The organism is Pseudomonas sp. TR47 (assembly GCF_044143025.1).
GTDB lineage: Bacteria > Pseudomonadota > Gammaproteobacteria > Pseudomonadales > Pseudomonadaceae > Aquipseudomonas > Aquipseudomonas putida_E.
Genome location: NZ_JBHFCS010000007.1, coordinates 102,180 through 117,137, shown reverse-complemented (window position 1 = coordinate 117,137; position 14,958 = coordinate 102,180). Strand labels below are relative to the sequence as shown.

Below are 14,958 nucleotides of genomic sequence, written 5' to 3'. Positions count from 1 at the left end.
TGCGCCGCCCGGTTTTTTCCACTGCTCAAACCTGACCCACAGGTTTACACTCTGTGTTCCCTTCACAGGAGCAGAGCAGTGCTGACACATCTTGATTCCCAGGGGCGGGCCAACATGGTCGACGTCACTGAAAAGGCCGTGACCGAGCGCGAGGCCACCGCTGAGGCGCGCGTGCGGATGTTGCCGCAGACCTTGCAGATGATCGTCGAGGGTGAGCACCCCAAGGGCGATGTGTTCGCCGTGGCGCGTATCGCCGGCATTCAGGCGGCGAAGAAGACCAGCGACCTGATCCCGTTGTGCCACCCTTTGATGCTCACCAGCGTCAAGGTCGAACTCAGCGCAGAAGGCACGGATGCGGTGCGCATCGTCGCGCGCTGCAAGCTGGCCGGACAGACCGGTGTGGAGATGGAAGCATTGACCGCTGCCAGCGTCGCGGCGCTGACGATCTATGACATGTGCAAGGCCGTGGACAAGGGTATGGTCATCGAGCAGGTGCGCCTGCTGGAAAAGCTCGGTGGCAAAAGCGGCCACTACAAGGTGGATGCGTGATGAATGTGAAAGTGATGTATTTCGCCCGTTACCGTGAGTTGCTTGGTGTGGATGCCGAGCGCCTGGAGGGCGACTTCAAGGTGCTTGACGATGTACGCCAGGCCCTGGTGGCCAAGGGTGGGCAGTACCAGGTGCTGGCCGAGCAGAACCTGATGTGCGCGCGCAACGAAGAGCTGTGCAGGCTCGATGAGCCGCTGGAAGCGGGCGATGAGGTGGCGTTCTTCCCACCGGTGACCGGAGGCTGAGCATGGCAGTGCGAGTGCAGGATGGCGCGTTCGACCCCGGGGTCGAGGTCAATGCCATGCATGCCGCCAATGTCGGCGTGGGCGCGGTGGTCGGGTTCGTTGGTTACGTGCGCGATTTCAATGATGGCCGGGACGTGGCCGGGATGTTCCTGGAGCATTACCCTGGCATGACCGAGAAGGCTTTGGCGAAGATTGTGGTCGAGGCCGAGCAGCGCTGGCCGTTGCTGAAGGTTGAAGTGCTGCATCGCATTGGTGCGCTGGAGCCTGGGGAGCCGATCGTGTTCGTCGGTGTGGCCAGTGCCCATCGGCAGGCGGCTTTCGATGCCTGCAATTTCATCATGGATTACCTGAAGACTCGTGCGCCGTTCTGGAAGAAGGAGAATACCCAGGAGGGCCCGCGCTGGGTCGAAGGCAGGCAGAGTGATCAGGATGCGGCGGGGCGCTGGTAAGGTCTGATCGATTGGCCGGGGCTTTGCCCCGGATCGCCGGCAAGCCGGCTCCGCAGGCACCCCGCTGCTCTCCAGCTCAGCGCAAAACCCAGTGGGAGCCGGCTTGCCGGCGATTGGGCTGCAAAGCAGCCCCGCATCAATGGTGTTTGCGCGGCACCGGTGTAAGCAGCTCATCCGGTGGCATCTCGCACTTGATCTTGCGCCCCAGCAACTCTTCGATCGCCGGCAACTGGTAGGAGTCATCCTCGCCGGCAAAGCTGATCGACACGCCACTGGTGCCGGCACGGCCCGTGCGGCCGATGCGGTGCACGTAGTCATCCGGGTCTTCCGGCAGAGTGAAGTTGATCACATGGCTGATGCCGTCGATGTGAATGCCTCGCCCCGCCACGTCGGTGGCCACCAGCACGGTAATCCGGCCCTCGCGGAAGCTTTCCAGGGTACGTATGCGCTTGTGCTGCGGCACATCGCCCGACAGCTGGGCGGCATTGATACCGTCGCGCACCAGTTTTTCCTCGATACGCCGCACTTCGTCCTTGCGGTTGGCGAACACCATCACCCGTTCCCACTTGTTCTGGGTCACCAGGTTGTACAGCAGCTTGTACTTGTCGCTGCCCGCCACTGCGAACACGTGCTGTTCGACGGTTTCGCTGGCGACATTCTCCGGCTCGATCTCGACGATCGCAGGGTCGGTGGTCCACTGCTTGGCCAGGTTCATCACGTCGTCGGTGAAGGTGGCAGAGAACAGCAGGGTCTGGCGCTCGCTCTTGGGCGGGGTCTGGCGAATGATCTGCCGTACCTGCGGGATGAAGCCCATGTCCAGCATGCGGTCGGCTTCGTCCAGCACCATCACCTCGACCATGTCCAGGTGCACATCGCCGCGCTGGTTGAAGTCCAGCAGGCGGCCAGGGGTAGCCACGAGGATGTCACAATGGCGCGCTTCGAGCGCCTTGAGCTGCTTGTCGAAGTCCATGCCGCCGACGAAGGTCATGACGTTCAGGCCGGTGTATTTTGTCAGGGCGGCGGCGTCCTTGGCGATCTGTACCACCAGCTCGCGGGTTGGCGCGATGATCAGTGCACGCGGCTCGCCCATGTAGCGCTCTTTGGGCGGCGGCGTCTGCTGCAACTGAGAGATGATCGAGATGAGGAACGCGGCGGTCTTGCCGGTGCCGGTCTGCGCGCGCCCGATGGCGTCCTGGCCACGCAGGGTGTGGCCCAGCACCTGGGCCTGAATCGGCGTGCAGTACGGGAAGCCCAGGTCATGGATGGCGTGCATCAGCTCGTTGGAGAGCTTGAAGTCGTGGAAGCGGGTCTTGCCTTCCTGCGGTTCGACCACGAAGTCTTCCGGCTTCCACAGGCTGGCCTGGGGTTTGGGCTTGCGTTCGCGGCGCGGCTTGTCCATGGCCGGTTGCTCGGCAACGGGCGCGGCGGCAGGCATCTGGGCCTTGGCGGCGGGTTTGGGGCGCGGCGTGGAGGGCTGCGGCTCGGGCTGAGCCATGGGGGCCGCAGGCGGGGTGATGCTGGCAGCAGGAGCGGCGGCCTGAGGTGCCGGGTCTCCCTTGCCGAATATTTTCTTGAGTGCCTTGAGCACGATCGTCTCATCAACTGATTTAGGAATGTACGCCGGGCAGTGTAATGCAAGATCTGGGCGCGGCGTAGCGGAATGCGCCCACAACTACAAGAGAGCCTGCCTATTGCAGTTGCTTGCTCAGCCAGTCGTGGATATCGCTCAGCTCTGCCACCACCACCTCGTGTTCCATTGGGTATTCCTGCCACCGCGCGGCCACGCCCCAGGTGTTCAGGTACTCGAAGGCGGTGCGGCCCATGGAGGGGATCACCACCGGGTCGTGCACGCCGTGCAGGCACAGGGCCGGGGTACGTTGCTGGCAGGCGCTCAGCTGATGGCCGTCGTTGAAGGTTGGTGCATAGGTAGACAGTGCGATCACGCCGCCCAGTGCTTCTTGCCACTTTATATAAGCAGTGTGCAGCACCACGGCGCCGCCCTGGGAGAACCCGGCCAGGATGATCCGTGCCAGGTCGATGCCTTTGGCCCGCTCGGCCTCGATCAGGGCAATGATCTGGTCAGCCGATTCTTCCAGCTGCGCTTCGTCGATGGCGCGGGCCGGGGTCATGGCCTTGATGTCGTACCAACTGGGCATTGCATAGCCGCCGTTGATGGTGACAGGCCGGGTCGGCGCCTGGGGCATGACGAACCGTGTGCTGAGCAGACGCTCCTGCATGAATTCGGCAACCGGTAGGAAGTCGTAACGGTCGGCGCCCAGGCCGTGCAACCAGATCACACAGGCGTCTGCGGTTTTCTGGGGTTCGAGAATCAACGGGTGGGTCATGACTGCTCCGAAAGTGTGCGAATCGTATGAAGGCATGCGCAAAAAGAAGGCGCTGGAAATGATTGTCGGAAAAAGAATGTCGCAACGATACAACTTTCCCTACTTGACGAGCGCTTAAACGCTTTAGCCGCCAACTGTGGTACGCCCCTTGCTATGAAACCTTCGATGCAAGGGTCGGGCCGGTACGGTAACACCCTTGTCACGCGAAGGCTGTCATAGAACAGCCCATTGCGCCATTGACCCAATAACAAGCCAACAAGGGTCGGATGCGCCTCATAAGGGTGCGGTGCAATTCCGGCTCGTACAACAAGAGCGATTTGGAGGTTGTGAATGAAGATGTTGAAAACCACCCTGGCAGTCCTCACCGCTGCCGCCGCGCTGGGCGCCGTGAGCAATGCCCAGGCCGGCGCCACCCTCGATGCGGTCAAGAAGAAGGGCTTCGTCCAGTGTGGCGTGAGCGACGGTCTTCCAGGCTTCTCGGTACCTGATGCGCAGGGCAAGATCGTCGGTATCGACGCTGATGTCTGCCGCGCCGTGGCCGCCGCCGTGTTCGGCGATGCCACCAAGGTCAAGTTCAGCCAGCTCAACGCCAAGGAACGCTTCACTGCGCTGCAGTCCGGCGAAGTCGACGTGCTGTCGCGCAACACCACCTGGACCAGCTCGCGCGATGCCGGCATGGGCCTGGTGTTCGCAGGCGTCACTTACTATGACGGCGTCGGCTTCCTGGTCAACAAGAAGCTGGGTGTTTCCAGTGCCAAGGAACTCGATGGCGCGACCATCTGCATCCAGGCAGGCACCACCACCGAGCTGAACGTGTCCGACTACTTCCGCGCCAACGGCCTGAAGTACACCCCGATCACCTTCGATACCTCCGACGAGAGCGCCAAATCGCTGGAGTCGGGCCGTTGCGACGTGCTGACCTCGGACAAGTCGCAGCTGTTCGCCCAGCGTTCCAAGCTGGCCGGGCCAACCGACTACGTGGTGCTGCCGGAAACCATCTCCAAGGAACCGCTGGGCCCGGTGGTGCGCAAGGGCGACGAGGAGTGGTTCAGCATCGTCAAGTGGACCCTGTTCGCCATGCTCAATGCCGAAGAGGCGGGCGTCACTTCGAAGAACGTCGAAGCCGAGGCCAAGTCCACCAAGAACCCGGACACCGCCCGCCTGCTCGGCGCTGACGGTGAGTACGGCAAGGACCTGAAGCTGCCCAAGGACTGGGTAGTGCAGATCGTCAAGCAAGTGGGTAACTATGGCGAGGTGTTCGAGAAGAACCTGGGCCAGAGCACTGACCTGAAGATCGACCGTGGCATGAACGCCCTGTGGAACAACGGCGGCATCCAGTACGCGCCACCTGTGCGCTGATGGCTGCACCCTGCGGCGGCATTCCGCCGCCGCAGGCTGTTCGAATCCCTACTGTCCGGGGCACTTCATGCAAAATCGAATCGGCGCACAAAAGGGGCTGACCCTGAGCGATCCACGTGTGCGCGCGTGGTTGTTCCAGATTCTCACGATCATCTTCGTGGTGGGTCTGGGCTGGTACCTGTTCCACAATACTCAAACCAACCTGCAACACCGGGGCATTACGTCCGGCTTCGACTTCCTCGACCGCAGTGCCGGCTTCGGCATCGCCCAGCATCTGATTCCCTATGTGGAGTCCGACAGCTATGCGCGGGTGTTCGTGATCGGCTTGCTCAATACCCTGCTGGTCACCTTCATCGGCGTTATCCTGGCAACGATCCTGGGGTTCATCATCGGTGTGGCTCGCCTGTCACCGAACTGGATGATCAACAAGCTGGCGACCGTGTATGTCGAGACGTTCCGCAACATCCCGCCGCTGCTGCAGATCCTCTTCTGGTATTTCGCCGTGTTCCTGACCCTGCCGGGGCCACGGGGCAGCATCAGCTTCGACGATGCCTTCTTCATCAGCAATCGTGGCCTGAATATGCCCGGCGCCACCATGGCCGAAGGCTTTTGGCCGTTCGTCGCTGCCGTGGTCCTGGCGATCGTGGCAGTCATGGCGATGGTGCGTTACGCCAACAAGCGCTTCAACGAAACCGGCGAGCCGTTCCATAAGTTCTGGGCAGGGCTTGCCCTGTTGGTGGTGATTCCAGGCCTCTGTGCATTGCTGTTCGGCAGCCCTGTGCAGTGGGAAGTCCCGCAGCTCAAAGGTTTCAACTTCGTTGGCGGCTGGGTACTGATCCCGGAACTGCTGGCGCTGACCTTGGCGCTGACCATCTACACCGCCGCGTTCATCGCCGAAATCGTGCGTTCGGGCATCCGTTCGGTCAGCCATGGCCAGACCGAAGCCGCCCGTTCGCTCGGGCTGCGCGAAGGCCCGACGCTGCGCAAGGTGATCATCCCCCAGGCACTGCGGGTGATCATTCCGCCACTGACCAGCCAGTACCTGAACCTGGCGAAGAACTCGTCGCTGGCGGCCGGTATCGGCTACCCGGAGATGGTCTCGCTGTTCGCCGGTACCGTGCTCAATCAGACCGGCCAGGCCATCGAGGTGATCGCCATCACCATGAGTGTCTATCTCGCCATCAGCATCAGCATTTCGCTGCTGATGAACTGGTACAACAAGCGCATTGCGCTGATCGAGCGGTGAGGATACGCCCGTGAATGCTCATGTTTTCAAACCTGACATGCCGCCACCGGTCAAGACCGTCGGCGTGCTCGCATGGATGCGGGCAAACCTGTTCTCCAGCTGGCTCAACACCCTGTTGACCCTGTTCGCCGTGTACCTGGTATGGCTGATCGTGCCGCCGCTGCTGCAGTGGGCGTTGATCGACGCCAACTGGGTCGGCACCACGCGCGCCGACTGCACCAAGGAGGGTGCCTGCTGGGTGTTCATCCAGCAGCGCTTTGGCCAGTTCATGTACGGCTATTACCCGGCTGAGTTGCGCTGGCGCGTGGACCTGACCGTATGGCTTGCCGTGCTTGGCGCTGCGCCGCTGTTCATCAAGCGCTTCCCGCGCAAGGCCGTTTACGGCCTGGGCTTTCTGGTGGTGTACCCGTTCCTGGCCTACACGCTGCTGCATGGCGGCTACCTGGGCCTGGAAAGCGTGCCGACCAGCCAGTGGGGCGGGCTGATGCTGACCCTGGTGATCGCCACGGTGGGTATCGTCGGCGCCTTGCCGCTGGGCATCTTGCTGGCCCTGGGGCGGCGTTCAAACATGCCTGCGGTGAAGGTGGTCTGCGTGACCTTCATCGAGTTCTGGCGTGGCGTGCCGTTGATCACCGTGCTGTTCATGTCGTCGGTGATGCTGCCGTTATTCCTGCCCGAAGGCATGAGCTTCGACAAGCTGCTGCGGGCCATGATCGGCGTGATCCTGTTCCAGTCGGCGTACATCGCCGAGGTGGTGCGCGGCGGCCTGCAGGCCATCCCCAAGGGGCAATATGAAGCCGCTGCGGCGATGGGCCTGGGCTACTGGCGTTCGATGGGCCTGGTGATCCTGCCGCAGGCCTTGAAGCTGGTGATCCCTGGCATCGTCAATACCTTCATCGCCCTGTTCAAGGACACCAGCCTGGTCATCATCATTGGCCTGTTCGACCTGCTCAACAGCGTCAAGCAGGCTGCCGCCGACCCGGCCTGGCTGGGCATGGCCACCGAGGGCTATGTGTTCGCAGCCCTGGTGTTCTGGATCTTCTGTTTCGGTATGTCCCGCTACTCCATGCACCTGGAGCGCAAGCTGGACACTGGCCACAAGCGTTAGGAGTTTCGAAATGAGTGAAGCGATCAAGCAGCCTGCCGGCCCCGAAGGCATCATCCAGATGCAGGGCGTCAACAAGTGGTACGGCCAGTTCCATGTACTGAAGGACATCAACCTGAACGTGCGCCAGGGTGAGCGTATCGTGCTGTGCGGGCCTTCCGGTTCGGGCAAGTCCACCACCATCCGCTGCCTCAACCGCCTGGAAGAACACCAGCAGGGGCGCATCGTGGTCGATGGTGTGGAGTTGACCAACGATCTCAAGCAGATCGAGGCGATCCGCCGTGAGGTGGGCATGGTGTTCCAGCACTTCAACCTGTTCCCGCACCTGACCATCCTTGAAAACTGCACCCTGGCGCCCATGTGGGTACGCAAGATGCCGCGGCGCAAGGCCGAGGAAATCGCCATGCACTATCTGGAGCGGGTACGTATCCCGGAGCAGGCGCACAAGTACCCTGGGCAGTTGTCCGGTGGTCAGCAGCAGCGCGTGGCCATTGCCCGGGCGCTGTGCATGAAGCCGAAGATCATGCTGTTCGACGAGCCGACATCGGCGCTCGACCCGGAAATGGTCAAGGAAGTGCTCGACACCATGGTTGGCCTGGCCGAGGACGGCATGACCATGCTCTGCGTGACCCACGAAATGGGCTTTGCCCGAACCGTGGCGAACCGGGTGATCTTCATGGATAAGGGGGAGATCGTGGAGCAGGCTGCGCCGGATGACTTCTTCGACCGGCCACGCAGTGACCGGACAAAGCTGTTCCTAAGCCAGATCCTGCACTGATGCTGTAGGGGCACAAGGCCGCTCCTGCAGGGTCACGCGTTTTGCCTGCAGGAGCGGCCTTGTGTCGCGAAAGGGCTGCAAAGCAGCCCCGGATCTTGAAGCCTTACTTATCTTCCTGAGCCGCAGCCGGCGCAGGCGGCGGCCGTAGCCCCACTTCGGCGATCAGCTTCAACTGCTGCCCGTTGCGCATCACCTCGATGGTGATCTTCTCGTTGGGCTTGATCCGCGCCACCTGGTTCATCGACTTGCGCCCGTCACCGGCCGGCTCACCATTGATGCTCAGGATCACGTCACCCAGTTGCAACCCGGCCTTCTGCGCCGGGCCATCGCGGAAAATGCCCGCTACAACGATGCCTGGGCGCCCTTGCATGCCGAACGATTCGGCCAGTTCCTGGCTCAGCGGCTGAACTTCGATACCCAGCCAGCCACGAATCACCTGACCATGCTCGACGATCGACTTCATCACTTCCAGCGCCAGTTTGACCGGTATGGCGAAGCCGATGCCCTGCGAACCGCCCGATTTGGAGAAGATCGCCGTATTGATGCCGACCAGGTTGCCGTTGGCATCGACCAGCGCGCCGCCGGAGTTGCCCGGGTTGATTGCGGCGTCGGTCTGGATGAAGTCTTCGTAGTTGTTCAGGCCCAGCTGGTTGCGGCCAGTGGCGCTGATGATGCCCATGGTAACGGTCTGGCCGACGCCGAAGGGGTTGCCGATGGCCAGGGTGACGTCACCGATGTGGATGGTGTCGGAGCGGCCGATGGTGATGGCCGGCAGGTTCTTGAGGTCGATCTTCAATACCGCCAGATCGGTTTCGGGGTCGCTGCCGATCACCCGAGCCAGGGTTTCGCGGCCGTCTTTGAGCGCCACGACGATCTGGTCGGCGCCGCTGGTGACGTGGTTGTTGGTCAGCAGATAGCCCTCGGGGCTCATGATCACCGCCGAGCCCAGGCTCGACTCCCAGCGCCGTTGCTTGGGCAGGTTGTCGCCGAAGAAGCGGCGGAACTGCGGGTCTTCGAACAGCGGGTGGGCGCTCTTGTTCACCACCTTGGTGGTGTACAGGTTGACCACGGCAGGGGCGGCGAGCGTGACGGCGTCGGCATAGGACACCGGGCCTTGCATGATCTGCGTGGTCTGTGGCGCTTGTTGCAGGTTTACATCCTGGCTGGGCAGGCCGACCCACTGCGGGAAGCGCTGGATGATCAGCATGGCGATCAGTATGCCGGTAAGCAGGGGCCAGCCAAAATAACGCAAAGCCTTGAACATGAACGAATCCTGGGAGTGGGCGAGGGCCATGGTGGCGCGGCGGGGCGCGAACGCGCGCGATCATACACCGGTTTCCCCAACGCCGGCGACGGCCCATAATGGCGGCCATTATACGGGCGTTGTTCCCGTTGAACGTGCAGATTTCGAGGAGATTTTCCATGGCCGTCGCCCTTGACACCCTGGTTGAAGAAGCCGAGCGTTACCTGGGTAGCGCGAAAATCCAGGATTACTGCCCCAACGGCCTGCAGGTCGAAGGCCGCCCGCAGGTCAGCCGCATCGTCAGCGGCGTCACCGCCAGCCAGGCATTGCTGGATGCGGCGGTCGAGGCACAGGCCGACCTGGTGCTGGTACACCACGGTTATTTCTGGAGGGGCGAGAACCCGTGCATTACCGGGATCAAGCAGCGGCGCTTGAAAACCCTGCTCAAGCACGACATCAGCCTGCTGGCCTTCCACTTGCCGCTGGATGTGCACCCTGAGGTCGGCAACAACGTGCAACTGGCCCGCCAGCTGGACATCACCGTCGAAGGGCCGCTGGACCCGAACAACCCCAAGGTGGTCGGGCTGGTCGGCTCGTTGGCCGAGCCTGTGACGGCGCGCGATTTCGCCCGCCGTGTTCAGGAGGTCATGGGGCGTGAACCCCTGCTGGTCGAAGGTGACCAGGTGATCCGTCGCGTCGGCTGGTGTACGGGCGGTGGGCAGGGCTATATCGATACGGCCATTGCTGCCGGGGTGGACTTGTTCATCAGTGGTGAGGCGTCCGAACAGACCTACCACAGTGCCCGCGAGAATGGCGTGAGCTTCATTGCCGCCGGGCATCATGCCACCGAGCGCTATGGTGTGCAGGCGCTGGGCGACTACCTGGCGCGGCGCTTTGCTCTGGAGCACCTGTTCATCGACTGCCCGAACCCTATCTGAGGCCGCAGAGCGGCCCTTTGATAGCCAAACCCCCAGTCATATCGTTAGACCTTTTCGATCTAGTCCGGCGCCTAAATAGAATCAGCCGCTGTGATAAAGTGGCTCGCTCGAACACGGCCCGAAGGCCGTCCATAAGATCGTTTTACGTGAGTAGCCATGGTCGACAAACTGACGCACTTGAAACAGCTGGAGGCGGAAAGCATCCACATCATCCGCGAGGTGGCCGCCGAGTTCGACAACCCGGTGATGCTGTACTCGATCGGCAAGGATTCCGCCGTGATGCTGCACCTGGCGCGCAAAGCCTTCTTCCCAGGCAAGCTGCCGTTCCCGGTGATGCACGTCGACACCCAGTGGAAATTCCAGGAGATGTACCGCTTCCGCGACAAGATGGTCGAGGAAATGGGCCTGGAGCTGATCACCCACGTCAACCCCGAAGGTGTGGCGCAGGGCATCAACCCGTTCACCCATGGCAGCTCCAAGCACACCGACATCATGAAAACCCAGGGCCTCAAGCAGGCACTGGACAAGCATGGTTTCGACGCCGCTTTCGGTGGTGCCCGCCGCGATGAAGAGAAGTCACGTGCCAAAGAGCGTGTCTACTCGTTCCGTGACAGCAAGCACCGCTGGGACCCGAAGAACCAGCGCCCGGAACTGTGGAACGTCTACAACGGCAAGGTCAACAAGGGCGAGTCGATCCGCGTGTTCCCCCTGTCGAACTGGACCGAGCTGGACATCTGGCAGTACATCTACCTTGAAGGCATCCCGATCGTGCCGTTGTACTTCGCCGCCGAGCGTGAAGTCATCGAGAAGAACGGCACCCTGATCATGATCGACGACGAGCGCATCCTCGAGCATCTCTCCGAGGAAGAGAAAGCGCGCATCGTCAAGAAGAAGGTGCGTTTCCGTACCCTGGGCTGCTACCCGTTGACGGGTGCTGTCGAGTCGGAAGCCGAGACCCTGACGGACATCATTCAGGAAATGCTCCTGACCCGAACGTCCGAACGCCAGGGCCGTGTCATCGACCACGATGGCGCCGGTTCCATGGAAGACAAGAAACGCCAAGGCTACTTCTAATTTCAGGGTTACTCCATGTCGCACCAATCTGATCTGATCAGCGAGGACATCCTCGCCTACCTGGCCCAGCACGAGCGCAAGGAACTGCTGCGTTTCCTGACCTGCGGCAACGTCGACGACGGCAAGAGCACCCTGATCGGGCGCCTGCTGCACGACTCCAAGATGATCTACGAGGACCACCTCGAGGCCATCACCCGTGATTCGAAGAAGTCCGGCACCACCGGTGAGGAAGTCGACCTGGCGCTGCTGGTCGATGGCCTGCAGGCCGAGCGTGAGCAGGGCATCACCATCGATGTCGCCTACCGCTACTTCTCCACTGCCAAGCGCAAGTTCATCATCGCCGACACCCCGGGCCACGAGCAGTACACCCGCAACATGGCCACCGGCGCGTCCACCTGCGACCTGGCGATCATTCTGGTGGATGCCCGCTACGGCGTGCAGACCCAGACCCGCCGCCACAGCTACATCGCTTCGTTGCTGGGCATCAAGCACATCGTCGTCGCGGTCAACAAGATGGACCTCAAAGGCTTCGATGAAGGCGTCTTCGAGGAAATCAAGGCCGACTACCTGAAGTTCGCCGATGCCATCAACCTGACCCCGAGCAGCCTGCACTTCGTGCCGATGTCGGCGCTCAAGGGCGACAACGTGGTCAACCGCAGCGAGCGTTCGCCGTGGTACACCGGCCCTGCGCTGATGGAAATCCTCGAAACCGTCGAGGTCGCGGCCGACCGCAACTTCACCGACCTGCGTTTCCCGGTGCAGTACGTCAACCGCCCGAACCTGAACTTCCGCGGCTTCGCCGGTACCCTTGCCAGCGGCGTTGTGCACAAAGGTGACGAAATCGTCGTGCTGCCATCGGGCAAGAGCAGCCGGGTCAAGTCCATCGTCACCTACGAAGGTGAGCTGGAGAACGCCGGCCCGGGCCAGGCCGTGACCCTGACCATGGAAGACGAGATCGACATCTCCCGTGGCGACCTGCTGGTGCATGCCGACAACGTCCCGCCAGTGACCGACCAGTTCGACGCCATGCTGGTATGGATGGCCGAAGAACCGATGCTGCCGGGCAAGAAATACGACATCAAGCGCGCCACCAGCTACGTGCCGGGCTCGATTGCCAGCATCACCCACAAGGTCGATGTGAACACCCTCGAAAAAGATGCAGCCAGCGCGCTGCAGCTGAACGAGATCGGTCGCGTCAAGGTGTCGTTGGACAGCGCCATCGCCCTGGACGGCTATGACAGCAACCGCACCACCGGTGCGTTCATCGTCATCGACCGCCTGACCAACGGCACCGTCGGCGCCGGCATGATCATCGCTCCGCCTGTTCTGCCGCACGGCAGCACCGGCCAGCATGGCAAGCAGGCCCACGTGTCCACCGAAGAGCGCGCCCTGCGCTTCGGCCAGCAGCCAGCCACCGTGCTGTTCAGCGGCCTGTCCGGCGCTGGCAAGAGCACCTTGGCCTACGCGGTCGAGCGCAAGCTGTTCGACATGGGCCGTGCAGTTTACGTGCTCGACGGCCAGAACCTGCGCCATGACCTGAACAAGGGCCTGCCGCAAGACCGCGCCGGTCGCACCGAAAACTGGCGCCGCGCCGCCCATGTGGCGCGCCAGTTCAACGAAGCCGGCCTGCTGACCCTGGCTGCGTTCGTGGCCCCGGACGCCGAAGGCCGCGAACAGGCCAAGGCGCTGATCGGCAAGGAGCGCCTGGTGACCGTTTACGTCCAGGCCTCGCCATTGGCCTGCCGTGAGCGCGACCCGCAAGGCCTGTACGCTGCCGGTGGCGACAACATCCCGGGTGAAAGCTTCCCGTTCGATGTGCCGCTGGATGCTGACCTTGTGATCGACACCCAGGCCACTAGCGTGGACGAAGGTGTGAAACAGGTGCTGGACGTGCTGCGTCAGCGCGGCGCGATCTAAGCGCTGGCTGCTGCATCAAAAAACCCGCTTCGGCGGGTTTTTTGTTTATTGGAGGGCGCATGGCTAATCCGCTACATCCGGTGGAAAAGATGATGGCCAAGGCGCCGAAAGTGCCAAGAAGGCTTGGGTCTGGAGAGTGGGGTGCTGACAAGGTAGCGCCGATCAGCACTACCGAGTGTTGATGGCCAAGCTGCTGCCAGAGCGGTGACGATGAACTGAGGAGCAGCCGCAACGGTCACCGCCCCCATGCCAGCTACTGCTGCTTTGATAGCCTCCAGCATTACAGTGGACGCACTTTCCACTAGTGCGAACGTTGCCGCGCCGATCGGAGTGATGGTGGGTACTGAGGATGCGGTTCGGGCATCGCTGATGTAGCTGATGCGTTGGCGTGCCGCTTCTTGGCGCTGACGTTCAGCGTGTGCTGCCAGTCGTTCGGCTTCTGCCTGTTTTCGTGCAGCCTCTTCGGCAGCCAATCGTTGCGTTTCGGCCTTCAGTCGTGCAGCTTCCTGGCCCGCAGCCTGTTCTGCCGCGTGCCTGGCTTGAAGTTGCTCCGCCTCAATGGCGCGCTGAGCCAGGTTGCCCATCGCAGCGCTGACCCTTGCAGGTAGCGAATGGATTCTGTCAGCGCGAGTGCGCGATGGTAGTCCGCCCACAGTTGTCCGGCTCGACGTGTGGCCTGCTCATCGACCAAATGTTGCAAGGCTTCGGTTTGCGGCTTGGGCAGTGGCCCGATGATGTTCGGGTTGGATTCGCTGAATGCCGGTACTTACGCCTTCTTGGCCTCAATCAGGCCGTTGGCGGTATTCAAGTATGCCGACAGCCGCTGGGGCAGGGTATCGGTATCCTGAATGGACGTGGCCTGAACCACCTGATGCTGTACGAAGTTAGGCAGACAGTCGAAACAGATCTGCTGCTCCAATTGTATCTGCCGGATCCTGCGCTCGATTGCCTTTGGCAGGTCTGCATGAGGCTGCTGCAGTTCTGTGTTGTCGCGAAGCAAGCACATGGATTTCGAATTTCGAGTAATTACTCCGTAGGGTTGTTTTGTTTTGTGTTATCTATCCATCGGAAGTGTTCTTGGTAATCCTTCTGTCGTTCGCAGCCCTGCTTGTAGGGGTCCATGTCGCATTTAAAGTGGATTTCTTGTTTGTCAGGGAGAAGCATAGGCATTTCGCCGGTGCATCCACTTAGGAATAATAGGGTGGTGATCGCTAGCTTTTTCATGGGTAGAGTTCGTTAAAGTAATTATTTGCTCGAGGGGTACACGTTGCTGTGCAGGGACTGGGTGAGCGGTTTGTTCTTGAATTATGCCTTGTTTTCGAGAATTAATATGGCGCAATAGGTGTAGGAAATTCCGCCTTGATGCGTAGGAATTTGTTCCGGATTTGGTGGGGAGTATTCTATGTGTTGTTTTGCGCGCTATGTACCCATGATGGCCATGGAGCGCTGCTTGAGCACTCCATGTGTATCCATAGGAATGAGGTGTGCAATGGGGCGAAGTAAGTATCGGAAAATACGCTATCAGCCTTTCCTTGGTTCTGGTGGGATATTGCTACCTCCTAATCAAGCCATGCAGGCTGGGCAGTTTATAAAATCAGAGAATGGCCGGTTTATTCTGCGTCTTCGAAATGATGGAAATCTTGTGTTGGAAGATGGGGGGACCGTCGTATGGGTGGCAGACGAGAGTCAACCTCATAGCTCTACATTTCG

At 61.2% G+C, this 14,958-nt stretch carries 15 protein-coding genes; 10 read left to right on the top strand and 5 right to left on the bottom strand.

Features of this window, described 5'->3' with window-relative positions:
• The first annotated feature begins 78 nt into the window (after nucleotides 1-78).
• Genes moaC through moaE form a run of 3 tightly spaced genes read left to right on the top strand, consistent with a single transcriptional unit; the run spans nucleotide 79 to nucleotide 1,243 of the window.
• Complete coding sequence (moaC, locus tag ACEWE8_RS10175; RefSeq protein ID WP_012312827.1) at nucleotides 79-549, top strand: cyclic pyranopterin monophosphate synthase MoaC; 471 nt, start codon at nucleotides 79-81, stop codon at nucleotides 547-549.
• Nucleotides 549-794, top strand: coding sequence for a molybdopterin converting factor subunit 1 (gene moaD / locus ACEWE8_RS10170; protein WP_012312828.1), 246 nt, complete (start codon nucleotides 549-551; stop codon nucleotides 792-794). Before moaC ends, moaD begins: the two co-directional genes overlap by 1 nt.
• 2 nt (nucleotides 795-796) lie before the next feature.
• Nucleotides 797-1,243 (top strand): molybdopterin synthase catalytic subunit MoaE, encoded by a 447-nt coding sequence (gene moaE, locus ACEWE8_RS10165; protein WP_046784826.1) that lies wholly within the window; start codon nucleotides 797-799, stop codon nucleotides 1,241-1,243.
• 136 nt (nucleotides 1,244-1,379) lie between these two features.
• On the opposite strand, the gene rhlB is transcribed toward moaE, so the two are convergent.
• Both rhlB and ACEWE8_RS10155 read right to left on the bottom strand, forming a co-directional pair.
• A complete protein-coding gene (gene rhlB, locus ACEWE8_RS10160; protein WP_046784827.1) occupies nucleotides 1,380-2,831 on the bottom strand; it encodes an ATP-dependent RNA helicase RhlB in 1,452 nt (483 codons plus the stop codon).
• Between the two features lie 100 nt (nucleotides 2,832-2,931).
• Nucleotides 2,932-3,588, bottom strand: a complete 657-nt coding sequence (locus ACEWE8_RS10155) for an alpha/beta hydrolase (RefSeq protein WP_046784828.1) — start codon at nucleotides 3,586-3,588, stop codon at nucleotides 2,932-2,934.
• Between the two features lie 330 nt (nucleotides 3,589-3,918).
• Between ACEWE8_RS10155 and ACEWE8_RS10150 the strand changes: the two genes are divergently transcribed.
• The 4 genes from ACEWE8_RS10150 to ACEWE8_RS10135 all read left to right on the top strand — a co-directional run bounded on the left by ACEWE8_RS10150 (nucleotide 3,919) and on the right by ACEWE8_RS10135 (nucleotide 8,076).
• Nucleotides 3,919-4,947, top strand: coding sequence for an amino acid ABC transporter substrate-binding protein (locus ACEWE8_RS10150; protein WP_046784829.1), 1,029 nt, complete (start codon nucleotides 3,919-3,921; stop codon nucleotides 4,945-4,947).
• A gap of 67 nt (nucleotides 4,948-5,014) precedes the next feature.
• The gene (locus ACEWE8_RS10145; protein WP_046784830.1) at nucleotides 5,015-6,193 is read left to right on the top strand and encodes an amino acid ABC transporter permease; all 1,179 of its coding nucleotides are present in this window, start codon (nucleotides 5,015-5,017) and stop codon (nucleotides 6,191-6,193) included.
• A gap of 10 nt (nucleotides 6,194-6,203) precedes the next feature.
• A complete protein-coding gene (locus ACEWE8_RS10140) occupies nucleotides 6,204-7,301 on the top strand; it encodes an amino acid ABC transporter permease (RefSeq protein ID WP_046784831.1) in 1,098 nt (365 codons plus the stop codon).
• A 10-nt stretch (nucleotides 7,302-7,311) separates the two neighbouring features.
• A complete protein-coding gene (locus tag ACEWE8_RS10135) occupies nucleotides 7,312-8,076 on the top strand; it encodes an amino acid ABC transporter ATP-binding protein (protein WP_012312835.1) in 765 nt (254 codons plus the stop codon).
• 103 nt (nucleotides 8,077-8,179) lie between these two features.
• Here the strand turns inward: ACEWE8_RS10135 and algW are convergent, their stop codons facing one another.
• A complete protein-coding gene (gene algW, locus ACEWE8_RS10130; protein ID WP_046784832.1) occupies nucleotides 8,180-9,340 on the bottom strand; it encodes a Do family serine endopeptidase AlgW in 1,161 nt (386 codons plus the stop codon).
• 158 nt (nucleotides 9,341-9,498) lie between these two features.
• Between algW and ACEWE8_RS10125 the strand changes: the two genes are divergently transcribed.
• The 3 genes from ACEWE8_RS10125 (at nucleotide 9,499) to cysN (ending at nucleotide 13,248) form a co-directional block, all read left to right on the top strand.
• Complete coding sequence (locus tag ACEWE8_RS10125) at nucleotides 9,499-10,257, top strand: Nif3-like dinuclear metal center hexameric protein (protein ID WP_046784833.1); 759 nt, start codon at nucleotides 9,499-9,501, stop codon at nucleotides 10,255-10,257.
• Nucleotides 10,258-10,413: 156 nt separating this feature from the next.
• Nucleotides 10,414-11,331: a sulfate adenylyltransferase subunit CysD gene (cysD, locus tag ACEWE8_RS10120; protein ID WP_009684445.1), complete on the top strand. Its 918-nt coding sequence runs from the start codon at nucleotides 10,414-10,416 to the stop codon at nucleotides 11,329-11,331.
• 15 nt (nucleotides 11,332-11,346) lie between these two features.
• On the top strand, nucleotides 11,347-13,248 hold the full coding sequence (cysN, locus tag ACEWE8_RS10115) for a sulfate adenylyltransferase subunit CysN (protein WP_046784834.1): 1,902 nt from the start codon (nucleotides 11,347-11,349) through the stop codon (nucleotides 13,246-13,248).
• Between the two features lie 71 nt (nucleotides 13,249-13,319).
• On the opposite strand, the gene ACEWE8_RS10110 is transcribed toward cysN, so the two are convergent.
• Both ACEWE8_RS10110 and ACEWE8_RS10105 read right to left on the bottom strand, forming a co-directional pair.
• The gene (locus ACEWE8_RS10110; protein ID WP_144415434.1) at nucleotides 13,320-13,832 is read right to left on the bottom strand and encodes a hypothetical protein; all 513 of its coding nucleotides are present in this window, start codon (nucleotides 13,830-13,832) and stop codon (nucleotides 13,320-13,322) included.
• 182 nt (nucleotides 13,833-14,014) lie between these two features.
• Entirely contained in the window at nucleotides 14,015-14,248 is a 234-nt protein-coding gene (locus ACEWE8_RS10105; RefSeq protein ID WP_144415435.1) for a hypothetical protein, read from the bottom strand.
• Nucleotides 14,249-14,958: the final 710 nt, after the last annotated feature.